The organism is Marinomonas arctica (genome assembly GCF_003259225.1).
In the GTDB taxonomy this organism is placed as follows: Bacteria; Pseudomonadota; Gammaproteobacteria; order Pseudomonadales; family Marinomonadaceae; genus Marinomonas; species Marinomonas arctica.
Genome location: NZ_QHJF01000017.1, coordinates 107,925 through 133,374, shown reverse-complemented (window position 1 = coordinate 133,374; position 25,450 = coordinate 107,925). Strand labels below are relative to the sequence as shown.

General features: G+C 41.4%; 22 protein-coding genes. 10 read left to right on the top strand and 12 right to left on the bottom strand.

The window, feature by feature from the left end:
• A complete protein-coding gene (locus DK187_RS12165; protein ID WP_111607619.1) occupies window positions 1–621 on the top strand; it encodes a GntR family transcriptional regulator in 621 nt (206 codons plus the stop codon).
• On the opposite strand, the gene DK187_RS12160 is transcribed toward DK187_RS12165, so the two are convergent.
• The 12 genes from DK187_RS12160 to nadC form a co-directional block, all read right to left on the bottom strand.
• Complete coding sequence (locus DK187_RS12160; protein WP_111607618.1) at window positions 600–1,289, bottom strand: sensor histidine kinase; 690 nt, start codon at window positions 1,287–1,289, stop codon at window positions 600–602. The two genes, DK187_RS12165 and DK187_RS12160, sit on opposite strands and share 22 nt — an antisense overlap.
• A gap of 2 nt (window positions 1,290–1,291) precedes the next feature.
• The gene (locus DK187_RS12155; RefSeq protein ID WP_111607617.1) at window positions 1,292–2,503 is read right to left on the bottom strand and encodes a response regulator; all 1,212 of its coding nucleotides are present in this window, start codon (window positions 2,501–2,503) and stop codon (window positions 1,292–1,294) included.
• Between the two features lie 26 nt (window positions 2,504–2,529).
• On the bottom strand, window positions 2,530–2,754 hold the full coding sequence (locus tag DK187_RS12150; RefSeq protein WP_111607616.1) for a DNA gyrase inhibitor YacG: 225 nt from the start codon (window positions 2,752–2,754) through the stop codon (window positions 2,530–2,532).
• Window positions 2,748–3,359: a dephospho-CoA kinase gene (coaE, locus tag DK187_RS12145; RefSeq protein WP_111607615.1), complete on the bottom strand. Its 612-nt coding sequence runs from the start codon at window positions 3,357–3,359 to the stop codon at window positions 2,748–2,750. The genes DK187_RS12150 and coaE overlap by 7 nt, the downstream gene beginning before the upstream one ends.
• Window positions 3,360–3,363: 4 nt before the next feature.
• The gene (locus DK187_RS21580) at window positions 3,364–4,143 is read right to left on the bottom strand and encodes a prepilin peptidase (RefSeq protein WP_223232385.1); all 780 of its coding nucleotides are present in this window, start codon (window positions 4,141–4,143) and stop codon (window positions 3,364–3,366) included.
• 6 nt (window positions 4,144–4,149) lie between these two features.
• A complete protein-coding gene (locus tag DK187_RS12135; protein WP_111607613.1) occupies window positions 4,150–5,214 on the bottom strand; it encodes a type II secretion system F family protein in 1,065 nt (354 codons plus the stop codon).
• A 1-nt stretch (window position 5,215) separates the two neighbouring features.
• Window positions 5,216–6,151: a GspE/PulE family protein gene (locus DK187_RS12130; RefSeq protein WP_111607612.1), complete on the bottom strand. Its 936-nt coding sequence runs from the start codon at window positions 6,149–6,151 to the stop codon at window positions 5,216–5,218.
• Window positions 6,148–6,600 carry a pilin gene (locus tag DK187_RS12125; RefSeq protein ID WP_111607611.1) on the bottom strand — a complete coding sequence of 151 codons (453 nt, stop codon included), beginning with the start codon at window positions 6,598–6,600 and terminating at the stop codon, window positions 6,148–6,150. The genes DK187_RS12130 and DK187_RS12125 overlap by 4 nt, the downstream gene beginning before the upstream one ends.
• A gap of 70 nt (window positions 6,601–6,670) precedes the next feature.
• Complete coding sequence (locus tag DK187_RS12120) at window positions 6,671–7,039, bottom strand: hypothetical protein (RefSeq protein ID WP_111607610.1); 369 nt, start codon at window positions 7,037–7,039, stop codon at window positions 6,671–6,673.
• A gap of 167 nt (window positions 7,040–7,206) precedes the next feature.
• Window positions 7,207–9,306 (bottom strand): phosphate acetyltransferase, encoded by a 2,100-nt coding sequence (gene pta / locus DK187_RS12115; RefSeq protein WP_111607609.1) that lies wholly within the window; start codon window positions 9,304–9,306, stop codon window positions 7,207–7,209.
• A 45-nt stretch (window positions 9,307–9,351) separates the two neighbouring features.
• The gene (locus DK187_RS12110) at window positions 9,352–10,542 is read right to left on the bottom strand and encodes an acetate/propionate family kinase (RefSeq protein WP_111607608.1); all 1,191 of its coding nucleotides are present in this window, start codon (window positions 10,540–10,542) and stop codon (window positions 9,352–9,354) included.
• Window positions 10,539–11,393 carry a carboxylating nicotinate-nucleotide diphosphorylase gene (gene nadC, locus DK187_RS12105; RefSeq protein WP_111607607.1) on the bottom strand — a complete coding sequence of 285 codons (855 nt, stop codon included), beginning with the start codon at window positions 11,391–11,393 and terminating at the stop codon, window positions 10,539–10,541. Before nadC ends, DK187_RS12110 begins: the two co-directional genes overlap by 4 nt.
• A 977-nt stretch (window positions 11,394–12,370) precedes the next feature.
• Here nadC and aceE point away from each other — a divergent pair.
• The 9 genes from aceE to DK187_RS12060 all read left to right on the top strand — a co-directional run bounded on the left by aceE (window position 12,371) and on the right by DK187_RS12060 (window position 25,444).
• Window positions 12,371–15,037, top strand: coding sequence for a pyruvate dehydrogenase (acetyl-transferring), homodimeric type (gene aceE, locus DK187_RS12100; protein WP_111607606.1), 2,667 nt, complete (start codon window positions 12,371–12,373; stop codon window positions 15,035–15,037).
• 96 nt (window positions 15,038–15,133) lie between these two features.
• Window positions 15,134–17,056 carry a dihydrolipoyllysine-residue acetyltransferase gene (gene aceF / locus DK187_RS12095; protein WP_111607605.1) on the top strand — a complete coding sequence of 641 codons (1,923 nt, stop codon included), beginning with the start codon at window positions 15,134–15,136 and terminating at the stop codon, window positions 17,054–17,056.
• 812 nt (window positions 17,057–17,868) lie between these two features.
• Complete coding sequence (locus DK187_RS12090) at window positions 17,869–18,933, top strand: sigma 54-interacting transcriptional regulator (protein WP_111607604.1); 1,065 nt, start codon at window positions 17,869–17,871, stop codon at window positions 18,931–18,933.
• Window positions 18,934–19,169: 236 nt separating this feature from the next.
• Window positions 19,170–19,406 carry a hypothetical protein gene (locus DK187_RS12085; protein WP_111607603.1) on the top strand — a complete coding sequence of 79 codons (237 nt, stop codon included), beginning with the start codon at window positions 19,170–19,172 and terminating at the stop codon, window positions 19,404–19,406.
• 45 nt (window positions 19,407–19,451) lie between these two features.
• Window positions 19,452–21,389, top strand: a complete 1,938-nt coding sequence (tssC, locus tag DK187_RS12080; RefSeq protein WP_111607602.1) for a type VI secretion system contractile sheath large subunit — start codon at window positions 19,452–19,454, stop codon at window positions 21,387–21,389.
• Window positions 21,390–21,432: 43 nt separating this feature from the next.
• Window positions 21,433–22,047 (top strand): type VI secretion system tube protein Hcp, encoded by a 615-nt coding sequence (locus DK187_RS12075; protein ID WP_111607601.1) that lies wholly within the window; start codon window positions 21,433–21,435, stop codon window positions 22,045–22,047.
• A gap of 13 nt (window positions 22,048–22,060) precedes the next feature.
• The gene (locus DK187_RS12070) at window positions 22,061–22,441 is read left to right on the top strand and encodes a hypothetical protein (RefSeq protein ID WP_111607600.1); all 381 of its coding nucleotides are present in this window, start codon (window positions 22,061–22,063) and stop codon (window positions 22,439–22,441) included.
• Between the two features lie 91 nt (window positions 22,442–22,532).
• Window positions 22,533–24,377, top strand: a complete 1,845-nt coding sequence (gene tssF, locus DK187_RS12065; protein ID WP_111607599.1) for a type VI secretion system baseplate subunit TssF — start codon at window positions 22,533–22,535, stop codon at window positions 24,375–24,377.
• Entirely contained in the window at window positions 24,341–25,444 is a 1,104-nt protein-coding gene (locus DK187_RS12060; RefSeq protein ID WP_111607598.1) for a type VI secretion system baseplate subunit TssG, read from the top strand. Before tssF ends, DK187_RS12060 begins: the two co-directional genes overlap by 37 nt.
• Window positions 25,445–25,450: the final 6 nt, after the last annotated feature.

Genomic DNA, 25,450 nt, shown 5'->3' with positions numbered 1-25,450 from the left:
GTGGATATTTGCCAAAAAATTAAAGATGACATTTTAAACAACCAATTACCAAAAGGGGTTCCGCTGCGTCAAAAAGTGTTATCTACGCGTTATGGGGTAAGCCGAATTCCGGTTAGAGACGCATTATTATCTTTAAAAAATGAGGGGTGGCTAGTACCAAATGGTAAAGCTGGCGTAATGGTTCCTAACTTAAATTGGCAGGAAGCCGAAGATCTTTCTTTTATGCGAGCGGAATTAGAATGTCAGTTGTTGAGCTTAGCGTTTGATCGCATTACAGAGAATGACATCTTATCGGCAAGGCTTTCTCTTGTTGAATTGAATGGGAATAATTTAACACTTATTCGTCGAGGTGAGCTCAATTGGCGTTTTCATGATAGCCTTTATCGAGCCGCTAATAGACCTGTGTTGCACAGTACGGTAGAACGTCTAAACCAGCAGGCGGTTCGTTATTTAGGGTTTCAGTATGGTCCATTGGCTTATCGGCAAACGAGTCAAGATCAACATGAAATGTTATTGCAATTTATTGAGTCTAAAAATAAAAATGCTGCACTCGTATTATTGAGGCAGCATATAGAGGACGCTGGAAATTTATTGGCAAGCTATTTAAAGGAAAGAGTCTGATCTGTAGTGGGTTGTGGCAAGTAAACGCTCAGATTTGCCCCACCAAGCGAAAGAGAAGACTCTTTTTTAATGAAGCCTTTTACTTCGTCGATAACATGAGCCGTGGCTGATAATTCAGCGAAATACAATCCTAGTCCAGTGTTGCCTTCAAGAAAAGCTTCTGGCTGATCATCACTAAGGTTAAAACCTTGTCCATCGTCTTCAATAGAGATGACTAGGAAATCTCTATGTTTGATTGCGCTAATGCGAATTTTCGTTTTGGCGAATCGTAATGCGTTATAAACCGCTGTGCTTACGACAGCAGTCATAAGGCGTTCATCAAATATACCTGTTAAGCTGGGATCACATGTATAGTCTAACTCTAAGTTTTTTGCTTTGGCGGAAGGCAGTAAGGCAAAAACTTGGTCGTCAAGAAATTCATCGAGTAAAAAAGTATCTACGTGTAGATCGTATCCATCTGAGGCTAACCTATAAAGGTATAAATACTCTACCCATTCATCATTGAGTTTTTTTAGGGACTCTTCAATCAAGACGATTTTCTTATGGTTAGCATCATTATTGCTAATCGCATCTTTAAGACTTTGTAATTGATAAAGTAAGGTACCTACTTGGTTTTTACTTTCATGTATTGCACTGGCTAAGATGGTGCTGATGTCGATTTTTTTCATCTTTAGCTTCCAAAAGATTTTGTAAAAATACTACTTTGTTGTTTGCTAGGTGGTGTGGCACTGCCAGATTTTACTTCACTAAGCCAAGCTTCGAAAATTTGTTTTGCGGTTGACTTGTCGTTATCCGCAAGATAAACATCAATTTCGTAACTATAGGTTTTGGCTTTATTATCTGGGTCATCAAAAAAAGACTCATGTATCTTTTTGAGAGTACTTTCAAAATTATCTTTTTGTCGAGGTAGTAGAGGCCCACTGTCCGAAATTCTAGCGAGAGATTCTAAATGTTTTATGTAAACTTCGGCCGTGTTGTAGCATGAGTATTTTGCTAAGAATACGGCTCTTCGATAAGCCATTTCGGCGGCTATATAGTCATTTAATAAGAGACTGATTTTCCCCAATTCCATTTGTCTTAAAATATTTTTTGGGGATTTCCCGATCGCTTCGATCAGAGTGGCCTGAGCTTCTTCAAGGTTATTATTTTTGACTTGAATTTTAGCAAGCCAATCATAGGCACTGACAAAAAAGCGATTATCAAGCATGAGCTGTCGAAAGTTTTGCTCCGCTTTTTCCAGTTCACCCATGAAAAAGTAGGTTTTTGCTTTACCAAATAGAGCCCAAGGCATTTTGCGGTTTTTGAGTGTTTTATTAAAAAGTGAGAGGGCTTTTTTGTACTCTTTTATTTCTAGAAAGCTTTCACCAATAATTCTTTCACATTTTCCGAGCAATGAGGGGTATTTTTTGATCACGCGTTTTGCAGCAAGAATGGCCTCATTAAAATTGTTTGCATCTAACGCTAGGTTGACTTCAAGCAATCTTTCTTTGGTTTCCAATAATTTGCTTAGGCGTCTTTGTAAAACCGCCTGAGAAAATGGTTTAGTAATATAGCCATCAGGTTGGTATTCAATCGCTCCCATTACCATCTCAATGGATGTTTCGGCTGTTACCATCAAGTATGTAGCGGTATGCGGGATGAGTTTTGAATGTCTTATTTCTTCTAATAGTTGTTGTCCATCTTTACCATTGCCTAGATTGTAATCAGATAAAATGACATCGAACGAGTGGCTTCGCAGAAGTTCGACTGCCGTTTCTGCTTTCATTGCAATTTCAATGGAAGTAAAACCGAAGTCGGACAGCATTTTTCGCTGCATGATACGGGCTTCTGCCATATCCTCTATAAGTAATGCTTTTTTCTTAGAGAAATCTTGTTGTGCCATAAATAATTACATTCCGTGTCTAGCAATTATAAAAAGGATTTATTTGGATCGATGACCAGATCTTCTGAGAAAATTTCATCCTCTTCTGAGGTTTGCTGTGGAATGGCATAAGATTCACTTGCCCACGCTCCCAAATCAATCAATTTACATCGAGGGCTGCAAAAAGGGCGATCAATATTTTCTTTTGACCAAGGTGTTTTTGTTTGGCACGTTGGGCAGGCAACTAACGTTGCTGTGTTACTGTTTAGCATAGTAGCGACTCTAAAATTTTTTGGTGCAATTTTAAGACTTTAGCATTCATATCAACAATATTGCCAGCGTTTTCCAAGACGAAATCGGCTCTCTTAAGTCGTTCAATATTACTTAGTTGAGTGACAAGGATTTTTTCTACATTCTCTTGGCTTATTTGATCTCGGCTCATGGTGCGCTGGATCTGTATCTCTTTTGGAACATCAATCACAATCACCCATTTACATAACGCATTTTGGTTTGTTTCGAATAGCAGAGGGTGAACGAGCAACACATACTTCGACGTTGCGGTCTGAAGTTGAGCGCTTACCTCTTTTCGAATAGCGGGATGCGTTAACGCTTCTAACCAAACTCTTTCCTTGGGCTGCTCAAAGATGATCTCGCGTAATGCTTTTCGGTTAAGGGTGCCGTCGTTCAGTAAAATATCGTTACCATAACGCTGGTGGATGCTCTTCAAGCACTCAGAGTTAGGCTGAACCACCAATCTGGCAACATCATCAGCATCAACACTTTGAATGCCTATTTCGTTGAAATACTTTGTAATCGTACTTTTGCCAGAACCAATCCCGCCAGCAAGACCGATGATTGTAGGAGGGGTATTTGTCATAGCGTTATAAATAAAATACCAAAATAGCTGAAAATATTAAAAAAGGACCGAATGCTATTTGTTTAGATCCATTTTGATTTATCAATATAGTGTATAGGATTCCACTTAAACTTGCACAAAGTAAAAGCGCTGATAAATTAGACAATCCAAGCCATGCGCCAAGTGCGGCCACCAGTTTTGCGTCACCTAAACCTATTCCCTCATAGCGTCTTATGACGAGACAACATTGCCTTAATCCACAGATAAGGCTAAAGCCTACCAGTAGGCCTAGTACGCTATTTTCGAGCGTGTCTAAGCTTAAGTGCAAAAGTAGGGCGCAGGCTACTACGAGCAGGTTGCATTCATCAGGTAGCAGTTTGTGTTTCATGTCAATGGAGGCTGCTGTCAGCAAAGTGCTCATCACAATAGTGTGTAATACGAGCTGAAAGGCACCATCGGTAAGCCAAGGCAAAGGAAGGCAACACATTATATGAAGGCACTCAATGATAGGATACCGGTAGCTAATGTTTTTTTTACAATATCGACACCTCCCTTTCAAAAATACATAGCTTAGTATCGGGATAAGGTCTTGCCATGCCAGTAAGTGATGACAACTCATGCACTGGGAACGGCGTTGGCGGACTGTTTCTGGTTCATTTGTTGAGAATGGTAACGACAATAAAAGGTGAGCTTCTTTTCTCCATAAATACTCATTTTTAACTGGCCATCTCGCTGCGAAAGCGGCTGCGTAACTACCTAGACTGGAAGTGAATAAAATGTATAAAAACCATTCAGTTATTGTCATATTCATTTAATGTATTTCAAGTAAGGGGGCATATAGGGAGATGAGTGCAGAGGCAACAAATCCTCCCGCTATGAATAAACAAATGGCTGGTATGAGCTTTTCAAGTAAAGCGATATTTTTTTGCCAGCGCTTTTCATGCTCTTTAGTGGCAAGTGTGAGTGCTCTTTCAATATTGCCATCTTTTTCAGCGGAATTTAGGGCAATTTCTGCTTCATTCGGGAACCAAATGCTTGGGAAGCTGGATGTGTAGCTTTGGCCTAACTGTAGCGTGTAATAAACTTGGAATATTTGTTCTTTTGTTACTTCGTGCTGGAAATAGGTTGGCATGTGCTTTAATGCTTCTTGCAACGTGACCCCTGTTTGTCTTGTTGTATTAAGTAATGAGAAAAGCTTAGTGAGTCGAAAATTTTGACTGTATTTTTCAAGCCAAGAGCAGGCATAGCCCTTATAAAGACTGTTAATAATCACTAACTGAACCGCACTGCAGGTAAGGTAGAGAGAAATATTGCTTATCAACATAAAATAATAGTGCTCGACAGCGGTGTGCTGCATGACACGGTTAGCGATGAGTATCATCAGGGCTATTTGGATGATGCAAAATGGATAGGTGAGGGCTTTTAGTAGTCTATGAGACCAATCGAGTAGCGATTTAAGCTGAAGTATAGAAATCGTTAGACTTTTCTCACAGTCTTCTCGACTGCCCTGGGCATTGAGTAATTGGCAATAGGGGGCAGCAGAGTGACTGGTCAGTTTACTGAGGGTGTCGTTAAAAAGGCGGCCTTTTTCTAACTCAGTCAATAATGCTTGGCAGTTGATGGAGATAATTGGGTGTGGAGAGGAGAGTGCAAAATGGGAGATAGCTTGATTAAGCTGTAGGCCTGAGTGTAGAGCATTCAGGAGTTCATCATAAAAGGTCTTTAATGATTGATAGTCTAATTTCTTGGGCTTCCACTCCACTATCGATATTTGCCAAGTGCCAAGCTTTAGTAAATCAAAGATAACCGCATCCTCTGATGATCCATAGCAGTAATCAATCTTTCCATTTGAGTGTTTAATTTTATACCAAGGCATATTAAGTCTCCTTGCTTTGAGAAGGAAATGCTTTCCAAAGAGAAGGCGTTGATATCAGGGTATCGTAATCTTTTGGCAAGACTTCTCCCCATAATGGTTGCAAACCATTAAATATGGGATGCTGGGAGCTAGATTTATAGAACATGGACTGGTGAATAATCAGCTTTAGTGAGCTTACCAAAGAGAAAAAGTCCACTTGCCAACCGTGGCAACGGTGAATAGCATCAAGTGCTGAATTGGTATGCAGTGTCGCCAACACAAGGTGCCCGGTAAGCGCGGCATTGACAGCAAGGTTGGCGGTGACGGCATCGCGTACCTCACCGACCATAATCACATCAGGATCTTGTCTTAAAAAGGATTTCAAAAGTTCGGCAGAATCTAGTCCGATAGCGGTATTCGGCTCGCATTGAAACAAACCAGGAATGTCATATTCAACCGGATCTTCAATAGTAAAAATAGTTTTATTGCCTGTGTTTAGGGCGTCGAGACAGGAGTAGAGTGATGTGCTTTTTCCCGCCCCCGTCGCACCGCAGACCAAAATCAAGCCGCTAGGATAAGCAAGAGTTGAACTAAGCGTGTTGAGAAGGGCGGTTTGTATGCCAATGTCGTTGAGCGCCAAACGACTCTTTTCTGGCAGTAAGCGCATGGCCACTTTCTCGCCTTTAACGGTGGCGATGATGCTGACTCTAATAAAGGTGCTGCGATGTTTTTCTTCGAATAAAAATTGTCCTTCTTGTGTTCGCCTCGTTTCAGATAAATCTAAATTTGAGCGCATCTTAATACGATTGATTAAGCTACTGTCTTGGGGGAGCTCGGCTATTTTTTGCAACACGCCGTAGCAGCGTTGATAGATAATTGTCGCAAGCTTTGAGTGCTCAATGTGGATGTCGGTAGCATGCTGGCTGACGGCTGTCACAATGATTTCTTCCAATGTCATTGTTTTTCTCCCGTCAAACTCTTGCATTGTAACGGAAGAACGTTTTCAGCCAAATCTGAAGTACAGTGCCAGTTTCTATTGGCATCACGTGCGTATTTTAAATACTGGTTTTCTGTTATGCCAGTACTGTCATTCAATGTGAGCTGAATATTTCCGGTGCCCTTATTTTGATCATTAACAGTAATCACTTTTACAATTGAATCTGTGTCGAGAGGGTTTTTTATTAAGTTAAAATCCGCTTCGCTAGGAAAAGTACCATGCAAAAGAATAAACTCTTCAACCAATGACTGATGTTGAGTCGCCAGATTTTGAACTTCTATCAATTTTGCTTTTGTGATCTGACGCGTAAAAGTGGGGGCTGATAAGCTGGCTAAGATAGAAATGATTGCAATAACAACCATTAGTTCTAGTAATGTAAAGCCGCGCATTGTGAGGCGAGAGGATCGCATTCTTCACTCCTTGAAGATTTCTGGTTATTGGCATCCTGCCGATAGATTTATAACATGTAGCTTTTATAGATTAAACGATTTGATCAAGAAAGTCTCCTGTGTGTGTTTTTTCTAAGTAGCTTGCTGTTTTACTGTCTTTATTTACTGTATTGATCAAAGGAATTATATCGTCTCCTATAAACTCTTCCTCTGGTTCTAGATTGTCGCGTCGATTGATTTCATCGTCTTCGATTTTTTTACGATTTCTCTGTGACAAGGCTTGACCTTGTTCCGATATGGTTACAACAAGATCGCTGGACGCCTTTGCATTGCGAGCGTTTAGAGCCGCCATATTGGTGTCTTCATCTGAACGCAAATCAAAAGTAGTGTAGCCAGGAGTGGCCGTACTCGTGATTGTATGGTTTGAAACGGCAATAACGTGAGGAAGGCTGCCAGACATAATGTCCACCAAGGTTGTGATATCAATAAATACTAATAGTCATTTAATGGCCTGTCTACTTTTCAACCAAATTTCTTGTTTAAATTATTTGGCTGTTGTGCAAGAGCCGAATTTAAAGCTAAGTTAAAAAGTAGACACCAAAAAGACGTATATTTTCCTAGTATAGGTTAGTCATTTTTTATTTTGCCTGCCTGAATGGCTGTAATCGCAATGGTGTAGACGATGTCATCCACTAACGCGCCGCGTGACAAATCGTTAACAGGTTTGCGTATACCTTGTAGCATTGGTCCGATACTGACAACATCCGCGCTTCGTTGAACGGCTTTATAGGTCGTGTTGCCCGTGTTTAAGTCTGGAAAAATAAAAACAGTCGCTTTGCCTGCCACTTTGCTATTAGGCGCTTTTTGCTTTGCGACTTTTTCCATGATAGCGGCGTCGTATTGCAGTGGGCCATCAATTAATAAATCAGGTCGAAGTTTTTGGGCAATTGCCGTCGCTTCCCTGACTTTGTCTACATCGTTTCCTGTTCCTGATCCACCAGTGCTGTAACTTATCATGGCGACTTTCGGTGTTATACCAAAGGCTGCAGCAGAGTCGGCGCTTTGAATGGCGATTTCAGCGAGTTGTTCCGCGGTTGGGTCTGGGTTGATGGCGCAGTCGCCGTATACTAATACTTGATCCGGTAAGCACATAAAAAATACGGAAGAGACTAAACTGGCATTAGGCGATGTTTTGATGATCTGGAGCGCAGGGCGAATGGTATTGGCCGTTGTGTGTACTGCACCAGACACAAGTCCATCCACATCGCCAACTTGTAACATCATCGTGCCAAGTACAACATTATCTTCAAGTTGTTCTCGGGCGACGATGTCAGTAAGTCCACGATTCTTTCTGAGTTCCACCATTGGAGCGACGTAGCGTTCACGAATGCTACTAGGGTCTAATATTTCTACTCCATGGCTTAATTCAATACCGTTGTTTTGTGCAATACGCAGAATTTCAGTTTCATTCCCTAGCAAAGTACAACGCGCAATACCTCGTTCCGCACAAATAGATGCTGCTTGGATGGTACGAACTTCTTCCCCTTCCGGTAGAATAATGCGCTTATTTAGAGAGCGGGCAAGCTCGATCAAACGAAAACGGAAGGCAGGAGGAGAGAGTTTTCTTTCTTCTTGGTTCATCGCAAACGAGTTGATCCAGTCATGATCTATGCATCGAGCAATGTGCTCTTTAACCATGAGTACGCGCTCTTTGTCGTCCAGTGGGATTTCTTGGTTGAACGACTGCATATTAATGACGGTTTCCCAGCTGTTGGATTCAACCGATAGCACAGGTAAGCCTTTGGCCATCGCTTTACCGCAAAGTGCCATAAGAGATTCACTTGGCTGATATCCACCGGTTAAAACCAGAGCGGCGATTTTTATGTCATTCAATGCGGCAATCGCGGTGGCCATGATGACATCAGTACGATCGCCTGGCGTGAACACCAATACGCCAGGGCGCAACGCTTCAAGCATATTTTCCACGCCACGAGCGCAGAGTGTATAAGACTGCACGCGTCGAGATTCGATTTCGCCGGCATTCACAATGCGAGCACCCAAAAAGTCGGCTACGTCTTTGACTCGAGGATAGGTAAGCTCGTCCGCTTTTGGAATTTGACCCAGTAAACTGAAGTTACGTTTAAAAATACCTCGTTGTGCGAATAAATCTCCGTATGACTTGACGCCTAACGAACCTGGAGTGGTTTTATTTAAAATACAGCCAATGACGTCATTGGCTTTAATGCCGCCGTAAGATCCTGCTGCAATTTCCACATGATGCTCTAGCTCATTCACTCTCATGTTGTTTGGTGCTGTGACCAAAACGAGACCCGCATCAAGGGTACGAGCGATGGCTTTGTTTAGTCTTGTTGCATAGGGGTGGCCCGCAATTTGCGCAAGGCCTTCTACAATAACCGTTGAGTCAGGCTCTACGCTGGCTTGAAAGCGACCAACGATTTCTTCCATGAGTTCATCAATATTGTCATTATAAAGGTAGCGTTCTGCCTCATGAAGTGGGATAGGTTCAGCAGGGGTGAGTGTTGAGCCCTGAGCCACCATAGCAGTTGACTTATCTGGTCCTTTATCGCCAGGTTGAGGTTGCGCGATAGGTTTGAAAAAACTGGCTTTTAAACCTTGCTGTTCTAACGCTCGAACAAGGCCGACTGAAACTGACGTTAAACCAACGCCTGGGCCAGTAGGAACGGTCATTAATACATTTATTGACATTTTTGATGAATCCTAAATTAGTCCATTATGGGGGCAAAGTCTTGATCAGTGCGAAATCAAACTTATCGTATCCAATGCGATCATTAGCTCTTCATTCGTCGGAATTATCCACACGTTAGTTCCACTGCTTGCTGAGCGAATATTAGTCGTTTCACCGCGTGGCGCTGTTTCGTTCAACGTCGAGTCTATAGTGATATTGAGTGCTTTTAAATGATCACAAATAACTTGACGTAAATAGGATGAATTTTCTCCGATACCACCCGTAAAGACCAAGTGATCAATACTTTCCAAAGTGGTTGACATACTGGCTAGATGTTTGGCTGTTCGGATTGCAAACATGTCCAGCGCAAGTTTTGCTCTTTGGTCTCCTGATACCATTGCTTCTTCAAGTGTTCGGCAATCGTTGGATATTTCTGACACACCGAGTAGACCGCTTTTTTTATTGAGTATATCAAGAGCCGCATCCGCTGAAATACCTTCCGCTTGGCTAATAAAAGACAGGAGGCTAGGATCTATGCTGCCAGAACGAGTCCCCATCATTAAACCTTCGAGTGGGGTAATACCCATGCTGGTATCGACCGATAGGCCTTTATGAATTGCACAAGTGCTTGCACCATTGCCAAGGTGAGCCACAAGCACGCCTTGTTGATCGCTGCCCTTTGCTAATTGCGCTAAGCGCTGACTAATGTATCGGTAGCTGGTGCCATGAAACCCATATTTACGAAAGTGATGTTGTCGATAAAAGTGCATCGGTATCGGATATAAGTATTGTTCAGGAGCAATGGTCTGGTGAAAGGCCGTATCAAACACAGCAACTTGAGGTAACCCCGGGAAAAGTTCAAACGCAATCTCTATGCCTTTTATATGTGCTGGATTATGGAGTGGGGCAAATTGAGCGCATTCTTTTATGCCATTGAGTACATTATGATCTATTAGGACGGATTGACTAAAGGTTTCTCCGCCATGCACAACACGATGACCTATTCCGACTAAGCCGCGAGCGATGGCTGGATGATCACTAAGCCAATCTTTAATATGAGCGACCGCACTTTTATGGCTGCCATCTTCGAGTGGAATGCTTTTTTTTTCGCCTTCAAATTTAAAGGTAATACTGCTTTCTTCCGTTCCCAATCTATCCGCAATCCCTTCAACTAAGGTATCTTGTCCAGCATTAGAAAGAATGGCAAATTTCAGGGAAGAGCTGCCGCAGTTAATGACTAAAATACTATCTTTCATAATGATTCCTGAGATACGCGCATAGAAAGATCTATGGCTTGAACATGTTTTGTAAGAGCACCTATGGACACAAAATCCACACCAGTGGCAGCAACCTTTAAAAGCCGTTCCTTATCCATGTTTCCTGAGGCTTCAAATTTTACCTGTCCTTTGTATTTGTTTACTGCGGCGGTCATGTCTTCGTAGGAAAAATTATCTAACATAATAATATCCGCACCAGCACTTACTGCCATGGCAACTTCTTCAAGGTTTTCGGTTTCGACTTCAATGGTCTTGCCTGGTGCTATTTTTTGCGCCATTTTGACGGCATTAGCAATGGAGCCGGCGGCCATAATGTGATTTTCTTTTATTAAAAACGCATCGTATAGCCCCATACGGTGATTTTGCCCCCCTCCAATGGTGACTGCGTATTTTTGTGCTTGTCGCATGCCGGGTAATGTCTTGCGAGTATCAAGAATAGTCAGTTGTGTGCCCTTAACAATGTCGCAATATTGACGAGTTACGCTGGCCGTATAAGACAGTGTTTGTAAAAAATTTAATGCCGTCCGTTCGCCTGTCAAAATGGTTCTTGCGTGGCCTTTTAGGGTTAGAAAAGGTTGGTTTGGTTTAATCAGATCGCCTTCTTTGTTATGCCAATCAAGGATCACCTTGTCACCTAACTGAAAAAACACCTCATTTACCCAAGCTTGACCGCACAAAACGGCTTCTTCTCGGCTGATGACGGTTGCGATTATTTCTTGATCATCTGGAATAAATTGGGCTGTTATGTCACCTGTGCCCACATCTTCCTTTAATGCAAAAGCCACTTGCGCTTGCATGTGTTCTACTAGTTGTGAAGTCGAAAGGGTCATGTCTTGTCCTAAATAAGCCACTTAAATAAAGCCATTATTGTAGCCTGATATCCTTGAGGCGTCAGTGTTGTTTTTGATGTTCAGGGCGTTAGATTTCTTGATTTGTAACAAATTTTAACGGATAAAACGTTTTTAGCGTATTGTCGGCTGGCGAGTATTTTGTATGGTCTTTATTTTTTGCCGTGGTTTCTTGCGTAATAAAGGCTCAGGATATGCCTAAGAAAAGACACCGTTTTGAGCTGCATTATCCTTGTCTTTAAGTAATATCAAGTAACGTTTTTCTCTGACTGTGACGAGATCGGTTGTCGGTCTACAGCGAAAAGAATTCGAGATTCACAGTATTTATAGGCTTCATGATTTTTGTGAATTTTGGTGTGGTGTAGCGCTCTTTAGCGCGATAACGTGGTCTTTTTGTCAGTTTTTAGATAGGATTCGGTCTGTAAAAAAGATTCAAAAGCCTTTCGGACGCCTCAATCTTTATGGGGGTGGCTAGGCGATCTCTTGAATAGGTGTTAATCTTACGCCCGAATTAGACTCTTTGTGCTTATGCAAAAGCTCGGTGCAAGGTAAAATTTTTGTAAAACACGGCCAATAAATGCTAGGTTGAAGCGGTGTTATACGTATGTACTGTACTAGTAGGTAAACAGTTTTGAATTTTTATGTGCATCTAGTAAGGCTATCTTGCATGTGAAAACTTAATGTTGGGTTTGATGAACCAAACCCAAAATGGAAGCGAACCGACTAGATTTACTGGTGGTCGATGCAATGGAAATAATCTTAAAACAATAATAATTGCCATTGGAACGGATAAAAACGACGCTTTAAACGCAAATTAAATAGGGTGTCGTTTTATCCTAGGTCGGCTGGGGCTTACATATAAGCTCTGATGGTTCGTTTAAGTAGCCTCCAAGGCTTAAATACACATAATGTCCTTGGTTGGTTAAGTATCTGTTCTAATAGCGGGAGTTATTAACACGATGACTGAGCAGCATATTCTCGAAGACATCGATCCAATTGAAACCAAAGAGTGGGTCGATGCGCTTGAGTCTGTCCTTCGCGAAGAAGGTCCTGATCGCGCGCAATACATTTTAAATCGTTTGACAAATGAAGCTTCAAAAGCTGGTACGTCAATGCCGTCGTCTATTACGACGCCTTACCGAAACACAATTGCTCCTGAAAATCAGAAGCCATTGCCCGGTGATGTGTTCATGGAACGTCGTATTCGTTCTATTATTCGTTGGAACGCATTGGCTATGGTAATGAAGGCAAACCGTGTTGACTCAACACTTGGTGGCCACATTACGAGTTTTTCTTCAGCTGCAACGCTTTATGATATCGGCTTTAACCACTTTTTCCGTGGCACAAGCGAAAAACAAGAAGCGGATATGGTTTTTTTCCAAGGCCATATTTCACCTGGTATCTACGCACGCTCTTACATTGAAGGGCGCTTGACGGATGAGCAGCTTGATAACTTCCGTCGCGAAGTCGATGGCAAAGGTATTTCTTCTTACCCACACCCTTGGTTGATGCCTGACTACTGGCAGTTCCCAACAGTGTCTATGGGATTAGGGCCTCTTCAGGCAATTTACCAAGCACATGTTATGAAATACCAGCATAGCCGTGGTTTGATTGACCAAGGTGATCGCAAGGTATGGGCATTCTTAGGTGATGGCGAGTGTGATGAGCCAGAATCATTAGGTGCTATTGCTCTCGCTGGGCGCGAAAAACTGGATAACCTTATTTTTGTTATTAACTGTAACTTACAGCGCCTTGACGGTCCTGTTCGTGGCAATAGCAAAATTGTTCAAGAACTTGAAGGGGTATTCCGTGGCGCTGGTTGGAATGTCATCAAATGTTTGTGGGGCCGTCACTGGGACCCATTATTCGAAAAAGATGACAAGGGTTTGCTGATCAAACGCATGAATGAAGTATGCGATGGCGAGCTTCAGAACTACAAAGCAAATGGCGGCGCTTACACCCGCGAGCATTTCTTCGGTAAGTACCCAGAATTGCTTGAAATGGTTAAAGACATGACGGATGAAGAAATCATGAATCTTAACCGCGGTGGTCATGACCCTTATAAGGTTTATGCCGCTTACGCTGAAGCCACGTCTCACAAAGGTCAACCGACTGTTATCCTTGCCCAAACTGTTAAAGGTTACGGCATGTTTAAAGCGGCTGAAGCGCAAAACACTGCGCACCAAACGAAGAAGTTGGATGAAGAGTCATTGGCTCAATTCCGCGATAAGTTTGGTATTCCTATTAGTGACGAAGAGCTGAAAGATTTACCTTACTACCGTCCAGCGGAAGACAGTCCAGAAATGCAATATTTGCGTTCTCGTCGCAAAGAGTTGCATGGTGATTTCCCTGTGCGTCGTCGTGATTGTGAAGCACTTGAAGTACCTTCTTTGGAGGCGTTTAAGTCTCAGATCGCGGGAACCAATGGTCGTGAGATTTCTACGACGATGGCATTTGTCCGCGCATTGAATGTCATGGTAAAAGACAAAAACATTGGCGAGCGTGTTGTGCCGATTGTTGCGGATGAAGCTCGTACTTTCGGTATGGAAGGCATGTTCCGTCAATTGGGTATTTACACTTCTGAAGGCCAGCGTTATACGCCGCATGACCATACTCAGATTATGTATTACAAAGAATCTGCAGATGGTCAAATCTTGCAAGAAGGCATTAATGAGCCAGGCGCATTTTCTGCATGGTTGGCGTTAGCCACTTCTTACAGTAACAGCAATCTTCCAATGATTCCTGTGTACATCTATTACTCAATGTTTGGTTTCCAACGTGTTGGTGACTTGGCTTGGGCGGCAGGTGATTCTCAGGCGCGTGGTTTCTTGATTGGTGCAACGGCTGGTCGTACCACACTTAACGGTGAAGGTTTGCAGCACGAAGATGGTCATTCACATATTCTTGCAGGCACAATTCCGAACTGTGTGTCTTATGACCCTACTTATTCATACGAAGTCGCTGTTATCATGCAAGATGGCTTGCGTCGTATGTATAAAGAAAAAGAAAGTGTTTTCTATTACCTAACCGTAATGAATGAAAACTACACGCACGAAGATATGCCTGAAGGTGTTGAAGACGGCATTATTAAGGGTATGTATAAGCTTAAATCTCACGCTAAGAAAACCAATAAGAAGCAAGTTCAATTACTTGGTTCTGGCGTTATTCTTCGTGAAGTGGAAGCCGCTGCAGAGATCCTATTTAATGATTACGGTGTTAACTCCGATGTATGGAGCGTGACATCTTTCAACGAACTACGCCGTGAAGGTCTAGATGTAAGTCGTTGGAATATGCTTCACCCAGAGTCTGAGCCTCGCGTATCTCATGTTGAATCATGCTTGAATGGCAACGGTCCAGTTATTGCTTCTACCGATCATATTAAATTGTTCGCAGATCAAATTCGCCCATTCGTAAAAGGCACATACAATGTGCTTGGTACAGATGGTTTTGGCCGCAGCGATACTCGTGCTCAATTGCGTCACTTCTTTGAAGTGAACCGTTATTGGGTAGTGGTTTCTGCCTTGAATGCACTGGCGAAAGACGGTGTGATTGATGCATCTGTAGTTAGTGGAGCAATTGCTAAGTTTGGTTTAGATCCTGAGAAACCAAACCCTGTCACTTGCTAATTACCTGACAAGCTAGGTATCTGGCTTAGTGTATTTTTCTACCTAAGCCAGATAAGTTTTTAAGTTTGATGCGTCTATAAGACAAAGGAGATTTCTGTGAGTACTGAAATCATTCGAGTACCGGATATTGGTGGTGCGACTGATGTCGAGATTATCGAGATCAGTATTAAGGTTGGTGACATTATCGAAGTAGACCAATCTATTATTGTTTTAGAAACAGATAAGGCTTCCATGGATGTTCCATCTTCTATGGCTGGTAAAGTAAAAAGCATTTCTGTGAAAGAAGGCGATAAGGTCTCTGAAGGCGATGAACTTCTTGTTATAGAGGTTGAAGGGGCAGAAACAACTGCGCCTGAGCCAAAAGCAGAAGCATCTGCGCCGGTAAAATCTGCTGATAAGGCGACAACAGCATCTTCTTCTGCTGAAGAGAAAGTGTCCGTGCCTGATATTGGTGGTGCAACGGATGTAGAAGTGATTGAAGTTTGTGTGTCTGAAGGCGATATGGTCGAAGAGGGTGACTCTTTAATCGTATTGGAAACGGATAAGGCTTCTATGGATATCCCTTCTCCGTTTACGGGTAAGATAGGCAAAATTGCGATCAAAGTAGGTGATACTGTTTCTGAGGGTGCTGACATCCTTGTGATAACAACAGAATCATCCGCTCCTGTTGCGTCTGAAGAGAAATCGGAAGCACCAAAAGCGTCAGCTCCAGCCCCAGCTACACCTGTTTCAGGTGGCGTTGAGTCTGTTAAAGTGCCTGATATTGGTGGTGCAGAAGGCGTAGAAGTGATCGAAGTTGCGGTAGCGGCTGGCGATAAAGTGAAAGAGGGCGATTCCATTATCGTTCTTGAGACTGATAAAGCTTCTATGGAAATTCCTGCGCCTAAATCAGGCACAGTGAAATCTGTTTCTATTAAGGTCGGTGATAAAGTTTCTGAAGGCGATCTTGTTCTTGAGCTTGAAGTAGAAGGCGGTTCTGCACCGGCTGCGCCAGTTGCTGAAAAAGCCGTTGAAAAAGCGACGCCAGCAGCGACGGAAGAGCCTAAAGCAAGCACTGCAAAAGCAGCGCCATCAGCGGATCAATCCGCTGTATTGTCTGAGCCTTCGAAAAAGGTTCATGCGGGTCCTGCTGTCCGTATGCTTGCTCGTGAGCTTGGTGTTGATCTATCTCTTGTTCGCCCTACAGGTCCTCGTGGTCGCATTATAAAAGAAGATTTGCATGCTTATGTGAAAGCGGCTGTTCAGAAGGCTGTATCGGCTCCTGCTGCTGTTGCAACAGGTTCTGGTCTTCCTACTGTGCCTGATCAAGACTTTAGCAAGTTCGGCGATGTCGAAATTGTTAAAATGAGCAAGATCCAGCGTCTAACGGCTCAGAACATGGTTCGCAACGCGCTTGTTGTGCCTCAAGTGACTCAGTTCGATAAAGCAGATATTTCTGATCTTGAAGAGTTCCGTAAGGGCTTGAAAGGGGAAATGGAAAAACAAGGTGTTAAATTGACACCACTTCCATTCCTTATTAAAGCGGTAGCTCAGGCTATGGTGGCGAACCCTAGCTTCAATGTGTCGCTAATGGCTGACGGTGAAACATATGTCCAGAAGCATTATGTACACATTGGTATTGCGGTCGATTCTCCTGCTGGTTTGGTTGTGCCTGTTTTGCGTGATGCAGATAAAAAATCTGTTGTGCAGATCGCTAAAGAGGCAAGTGAACTGATTAAGAAAGCGCTTGATAAGCAACTTAAACCTGCAGACATGCAAGGTGGTTGTTTTACTATTTCTAGTTTGGGTGCAATCGGTGGTACTGGCTTTACGCCTATCGTTAATTGTCCTGAAGTGGGTATTCTTGGCGTTTCTAAAGCGGACATTGAACCACGCTGGAATGGTAAAGAGTTTGAACCTCGTACCATGTTACCATTGTGCTTGTCTTATGATCACAGAGCCGTTAATGGTGGTGATGCGGGTCGATTCATGACCTTCTTGAATTCACTGCTAAGCGATGTGCGCCGTTTGTCTCTTTAATGAGGCGGCTTAATCTGTAGTAAGAGAGTGAGTCACGGGTAAAGTTAATTCCGCTCTACTAGTAGTCATTATCTTTAAGTAAGTATAAAAAACCTCATTACCATTTGTTTGGTAATGAGGTTTTTTTTGCCAATATCACCAGCATTACTCCTATGTACTTGTTTACTCTGAATTACCTCTCGTAAAGCCTTCTCTTAACTTGAAAAAACTATGAAATCGTCTTTTTCTGGCGCATCAAGATGTAATCTATGAGTCAGATAGCGTTAGATTGACTGGATCCTAGATATATTTTTATCAATATTCAGCCTTTGCTTTTCGTTGTATTTTCTCTTACCGAGTGACGAGGTCTATTCGAGATGATCAATGAGTGAGATATGCCCAATGAGTTTGTTGTCCGATTTTATTTGAGTGCTAAACGCTTGCTTAATCAAATGCAATGTCAAGTATTGCAAGGCAATTTAAAAAAAACAAAAAGTACTAGGTTAGAAACACTAATTTTATAATCATTGTTAGAGGAAATCAGTGATACTGTATCTAGAGTTAACGTTTTATTGGATAGTTTTTCGTTATATTGACCCAGTTGGGTAAAAAAACACCCGAAATAGTATCGTTTTGACCAATTTGAGCTAGATTAAGTATTGTAGAATGGCGCTATTAGGGGCGAAAGCGATTGGCCTTTTTTTTGCTACATAAAATCACTGTTCTTTTTAATGAGTTGCCAAGATTTTATTTTACTCCATTTGTGTCTTTTCCGAGGAGTGATACTAAAAAATACTTAACGTGTTGTATTTATAAAGGAATAAGAGGGATATATGAATATTATTGATAGTAATATCATAGGGAAATCTCAAGTTATAGTACAGATGAGGAACTCTATTAAAACAATGGCTCAGTACCCTGCAACGGTTTTGATTACTGGTGAAACCGGTACTGGTAAGGAACTTGTTGCTAGAGGGTTGCATTATGGAGGTGGTTTGGCAAATAAACCCTTTATAGCCATCAATTGTTCTACATTTTCTGATGAGCTGTTTGCCAGTGAGTTATTTGGCTATAAGAAAGGAGCATTTACCGATGCGAAAAATGATAAAGAAGGGCTCCTTTCGTCGGTAAACGGCGGTACGATTTTTCTGGATGAAATAGATAGTCTATCTTTAAAGTCACAAGCAGCGTTGCTGAGAGTGTTGCAAGAGTCGGAGTTTAGGCCGATTGGTTCAAATGAGGTATTAAAGACTAATGTTAGATTTATCGCAGCCGCTAACTGTGATCTTGAACTTAAAATTGAACATCATGACTTTCGACAAGACCTGTATTTTAGGCTATTTATCTTGTCTATAAAGGTGCCTGCGTTGAGAGATCGCAAAGAAGATATTGCTTTACTAGTAGAACATTTTATTGAAAAACTCAATTCACAATATGGATTAAACAAGAAAGGGGCCAGTGATAGACTAATGAGTTGGTTTTACTCTCACTATTGGCCTGGTAACATTAGAGAATTGGAAAACAGTGTGCATCGTTATTATTTGCTTGCTAATGGAGAGCTATTAGATACTTCTGAAACGCCAGAGGCTAATTTTGATTTCCCCCCTTCTGCTTTACCTCGATATATACATGATAAACCTAAGCATAATGGCTCGTACGAAAATAATATTATAAATGAATCTGATCTTAATAGTGATATTCAGGATTCAGATTTAATTTTCTCAAGTGCAAAACGTTTAGCAATTGAGAAATTTGAAGCGAAATTTGTATCTAGATTACTTGTTCTGACTAATGGCAATGTCACAAAGGCGGCGAGTTTATGTGGGAAAGAAAGAAGAGCCTTTGGAAAGCTAGTCAAAAAATATCATATAAAAAGTAATGAGATACACCTCTACTAATACTACATTTTTTTAAGAGGCCGTGTTTTTTAACACGGCCTTTTTGTTTCTAAAGAAAAGAGGTGTTTTTTTATACCCACTTAATATGGGGTATTTATAACCCTGATGGGTGTTTAAATTATTACCCACCACATTTAATTATAAATTTTTCTTTAAAATCAAAGGTTTGAAATTCATTATGAGTTGGCACTTATTATGCTTTAAAGATAAATCACAAATGTAATGAGACGAATCTGATGAGCATAAGTTACTACTATCAAACAGATGTAGCTCGATTGATTAAGAATTATTTGAAGGAACATCCAAATAGTGAGGATACTGTTTTAGGTATTACTGATTGGTGGGTAAAGCAACAAAAAATAATGGATTCTATGGCTGCGGTAGATAATGCTTTAAAAATTTTAGAATTACAGGGTGAGGTAAGTTCGGTGACTCGAAATAACCAAACCTATTTCAGGTTAAACGATAGATAACTGACAGTAATTCAATTTATTCACTTGAAAGTTGGAGATTAAATTTTGGAAAGTAATCAGAAAAAATTATCCAGGGTGAGATCACCAAGAGTACACATCACATATGATGTCGAAATAGGTGATGCAATTGTTCGAAGGGAGTTGCCTTTGATTGTTGGCGTGTTAGCTGATTTATCTGGCATGCCAGCGGTTTCGTTACCTCCGGTTAAAGAGCGAGTATTTGTCGAAATAGACCGCGACAACTTTAATGATGTGATGACCGGTAATGCTGTTCGCTTGGTTTATAAAGTTGATAACGTCTTTGACACAAGTGCTGGGCCGCTTAACCTTGAGTTGCTGTTCAATAGTATAGATGCCTTTGAACCTATCAATTTGGTGAAGCAAATTGATGTTACTAATAAGCGCTATGAATCAAGAAATCGCATACGAGATATGATGGCTAAGCTGGATGGCAATGATCCTTTAGACGGCATTCTTGCGGAAGTATTGGCTGATGATACGCTGCAAAAAGAACTTAAGGACCTCTTTGGCGCAGCTGAAAAATGGTCTACGGTGGTGCCAACAGACTTAGTTAATCGAATGTTGAAGCAAGGCCGTATGGCGTTAGATGAAAGCCAAATTCCTTATGCTTTAGAGCTTATTGGTGAATTTTCGGTCTCGATATTGGAGGGGGTTGCTGAATTGAACGGCCGATTCGCCAGTGATTTGATGGGAGATAAAATCGCTCAAATTGACAATCAATTGACCAATCAGATTAATTTGGTGATGCATGCTCCTGAGTTTCAAGCATTGGAGGCAACTTGGCGTGGTCTGCATTTCCTAGTTAAGAATACTGAGACTGGCACCTCTTTAAAGATTCGCTTGTTGAATATTTCTAAGCGTGATTTGCTTAAAGATCTGCAGAAAGCGGTGGAATTTGATCAAAGTGCTTTGTTCAAAAAAATCTATGAAGAAGAATTTGGTACATATGGTGGTGATCCTTTCTCTTTCCTCGTGGGCGATTACGAATTTGGTCGTCATCCAGAAGATATAGAGTTATTGGAAAAAATTTCTGGTGTTGCCTCATCCGCTCATGCTCCTTTTATTTCTTCTGCTTATGCAAAACTCTTTGATATGGAAGATTTTTTTACGCTTTCTCAACCAAGAGACTTAAGTAAGATTTTTGAGAGTGCTGAGTTAATAAAATGGCGTAGCTTCCGTAGTAGTGAAGACGCACGTTATGTGTCCTTAACCCTGCCTAAAGTATTATTACGGTTACCCTATGGCCCCGATACCGTGGTTGCGGAAGGCTTTGATTTTATTGAGGACGTGGATGGTTCGGATGCACATAAATACTTGTGGGGTAACCCAGCTTTTGTACTCGCTCAGCGAATTACCAATGCCTACTCAAAATTCGGTTGGTTAGCGGCTATTCGAGGTGTAGAGGGCGGTGGATTAGTCGAGGGGTTGCCAGCACATACGTTCAAAACACCAGCAGGTGATATCAAGCTAACTTGTCCTACTCAAGTGTCGATTACTGATCGCCGTGAAAAAGAGCTGAACGATTTAGGCTTTATGGCGATTTTGCACTGTAAAGGCAGTGATAAAGCCGCATTTTTTGGAGGGCAGACAACTGGGCAACCTCAAAAATACAATACCGAGGCAGCGAATGCGAATGCGCGAATTTCTACTATGTTGCCTTATGTGTTGAATGCCTCTCGTTTTGCCCATTACATTAAGGTCATTATGCGTGACAAAGTGGGTAGTTTTACCACCAAAGAAGGCGTCTCTGATTATCTTAATAACTGGATTAGTAATTATGTGTTGGTTGACGATAGTGCTCCGCAAGAAATGAAAGCGAGTTATCCGCTCAGAGAATCACGGATTGAAGTGACGGATGTACCTGGTAAGCCTGGAAGCTACCGTTCTATTGTATTTTTGCGTCCGCATTTTCAACTAGAAGAGTTAACGACGTCTATTCGTTTGGTGGCGGAGTTACCTTAACCCTAGAAATTAATACATTAACTACTTAAGAGAGATAGGGATTATGGATTTAATACTATTGCAATTTGGGGTTCCCAATTTTAATGGAACCAATACTGATGCGACGGGTGTCGGCTCGCTTATAGACGGTGCTGCTGGCGAGGGTGATGGACCGGCATGGAGCGAATTAAAAGCGAATGCAGGTGGTGCACAATTTGATTGGACTAATTGTGTTGAGCTGGTGTCTATCAATCAAGGCATTAAACAACAGATTACAACGGATGTGAGTAATAATGCTCGAACATCGGGGCGTCCTATGATTACAGATTTTACTTGTGTGAAATATGTGGATCAGACGTCTCCTAAGATGTATGACTTTTGCCTGAGAGCAAAAACGCTTGATGTGGTTGGTGGTACACCGACGATTATCTGGGTACTACGTAACTCTGGGGATCAGTTTAATATCATTATGCGCTTTGAATTGCGTCTCGCATTGATTAGCGAAATTGACTTTCAATCTCATCCCAATGACATGCCTACCGAGCAGTTTAAGCTGAACTTTACGGAAATAGGTTGGCATCATCAGGTGCAAGGCGCCAATGTTGGTAATCAAGGCGGTTTCTCGGCAGCGGCTTGGAGTGTGGCTAAAAACCGTCCTATTGCAGCGCTATCAAGCTAGGGTAATGTCAAAAATGGCAAAAGCTTTTTTTGAAAAAATTACTCATGCTGGACAAGCAATCAGCACCCAAGAGTCTGTTATAAAAAACGTAGAATATATTTTAAATTTTGGCGGATTTTTAGATGCGGGTGTTGATGGCTATAGCCATCGTTCGATATCTACCATGGAAGGTATATATCGCAACGGATTGACAGCCATAGTGGATCAGTCCTTGGATAATCAGGGACAAATCACTCAGTTTCAAAACGATATTGTTCAAGTACTGAAAGTATTTGAACCGCGCATCAAAAAAATTTGGGTATTGAACATAGGTATTAGCAACCAGCGATCCCGTTGCCAGTTAAAAATAGAGCTAGAAAATGAGCATTTTGAGCAAGGTTTTATTTTTGGGTGAAAAGTAAACAATAACGAAGGAGGCTCCGTGTTTTTTAGCGGTGCATTTCTGATGAGTGCTGGACGTATTTTAGATACAGGATAAAAAGTTTATGTCTCAAAATTATCCCTTTTTTCAACAAGAAATGCGTTATCTACGCCAATCGGTAGAGTCCTTCAGCCATACTTACCCAGATGTTGCCGCAGAATTGAAATTGAGTGCTGGTCGTTCTGACGATCCGCATGTAGAACAATTGCTTCAGTCTTTTGCATTTATGACGGGTCGATTGCGGGCTGATTTAGAGCAACAGCGAGACCAGATACCAAATCAATTATTACATAGCCTTTACCCCAATTTGGTGCGCTCTTTACCGTGCATGGTGGTATTACAAGCGAACGTAGAGGCCGATGGTGCTAATTTTATCAATGGTTATTGTTTCGATAAAGGTCGACAATTTATTGGCACGGCGTCACGTATAGGAAATAGTGGTCAAAAAGAAAAAGTGGAATGCCGATTTGAAAATTGCTATCACACACAATTATGGCCATTGGATGTTATTAAAACAGAGATATTGCCAAAGAATTTATTTTCTGGATTAGACGAGCTAAATATCTCACCTGGACGCGATCTTCAATCGGTAATTTCATTAACTGTTTCTAATATAGGTACAGAGTCAATACAAGATTATCCCATTGAACATTTACGTTTTTATATTGCTGATATTGAGCAAAGAGCGAAAATTTTTAAACTGTTAAATGATGATTTAATAGGCGTTGCTGTACGAGTCGGTGATAAAGTGACTCGATTGGACAGTGACACTTGCCCTTTATCGAAAGTGTTGAAATGGCAAGGTTTTGATGATGATCAAAATGTCTTACCTGATGATGCTGGTAGTCAACGAGCTTATAGATTATTACAAGAATATTTTGCTTTTGTGGAAAAATTTTATTTTTTAGATATAGCCGAATTGCATCATAGTGGTGTACTTCGTCATGCACAGAACAGTTTTGAAATACTTTTTTTACTAGAACAATCTGCAAATGCAATTTATCTACACAAACGCTGCTTTAGGTTAAATTGCTTTCCTGCAATAAACCTATATGAAAAAACATTCAAACCTATTCAACTTCAGCATAATCAACATGAGTATCGCCTTTTAGCAGATGAAAGGCATTATTTACAAGGTGAAGTACACAGTATAACGGAAGTGAAAAGCATTTCTTTTAATGGGCGGAGTCAAGTGCTGAGTTCATGGTTAGGCCCCAATGGAAAAGGTAATGTTAATCAATACTATGTTACGCGGCTATCTGGATTATTAACACCAGGAGAGCGTGGATGTGACACTTTTTTATCCATCTACGATCCAGATTTTTCTCCCAGTCAACCCGTCGATCAGACTCTTATTGTTCAAGGACTTTGTAATAATAGACGTTTGCCTGAGGCGCTTCGTGAGGGACAGAACTTACAGTTAGTTGGCTCAGGTCCTATGTTGAATGCCTCTATTTTAGGCATACCTACTAAGTTTAAAGGTGCCAGTTTAGTAGGTAAAAACAATATAAAATTATTATCACAATTGTCGCTTAACTTGGACGCCCTTGGTTCGGGCAATGAGCGTTTGGCGTTGTTAAAACAAATTCTACGTTTGTATTGTGATCCCTTGTCTCCATCCCATAATAGACAATTGGAAGGGTTAGTCAGTATGTCATCACAAATGGTGACAAGGCGAATTGGTGGTGATATGTGGCGTGGACATTGTCGGGGCAATCAAATCTCATTGGAAATAAATGAAGATTATTTTTCCGATGCTAACCCGTTATTGTTGGGTAGCGTACTGAGCTATTTTTTCGGTTTATATACAACACTGAATCATTTCGTACAGCTGCAATTGATTAGTGATCAACGCGAAGGAGTGTGGCATCAATGGCAACCACGCATTGGCGAAAAGGTTATTCTGTAGCTCAGCTTTATACCCAACCTGATGCTAGTTGGTCATTTCATCAGCTAGCGCATTTGCTACTTGGTATGAAGGTGGGTGAAGACGATGTACTAGAATCCCTGACAGCAAAAATTACGTTTGTGGCTTCCTTGCAACGTAGTCTTCCTCCAGGAGAAATACGAAAAGTGTTATTTTCTGAAGACATGATGGAGACAGCTTTATTAAAAGAGACAGTGAGACAAAAAGAAAAAAATAACAAAGCAGGCTCTACAAACTGGTTGAAAAGTAAGAAACACACAATTGAGTGTTCTTATTATAACTTGACTGGACTAGACGGACCGTTGGCTGAGCCATTTTCCGATATGATGCGTGAAGATAAATATTACGGGGAGGGGGCAATGGCCGCCTTTATAAATATTTTTAATAATCGTATTCACGCATTGCGTTATGTTATTCACGCTCAAACTAATTATACCCTCACTAATAGTAAAGCGAGTGAAAGTACTATAGGGGAGTTTTTATTGGCGTTAAGTGGTCATTACTATTCAACGCAGCGAAGTTTACACGGTCAACATGACGATACTTTATTAGCATTATCCGGTCATTTGGCGAACTGTCGCATGACATTGTCAACCGTTAGAAAACTGTTTGAAATTGTCTTGGCGTTGCCTGTGGTGAAGATGAATAGTTTGATTGGTCGTTGGCTTAGTGTGCAATCGACTGATCATTCTCGTCTCGGTAAAAAAAATCATCGTCTAGGTAGCGAAGCGGCTTTAGGAAAGAGAGTTTGGGACCAACAAGCCGTATTTGAGCTTGAATTAGGGCCGATGACTAGGCAGCGCATCAGTGAATTAGTTCCTGGTGGTATTTTTCATTATCAATTACGAGATCTATTGGCTTGGATTAGTGAAAGACGAGTGGATTGTTTGATTACATTTATTTGTTTGCCAGACAGTCAGGCAGAAAACAATGCCACTTTGCTGAGTGCTCAATTAGGTGTTACGAATCGATTAGGTTACGGATCAGCACTAATCGCTCGGACTCAACGAGTGCAACGTATTCGTTTTTTAATCGCTACGGTGTTTTAAATGTAT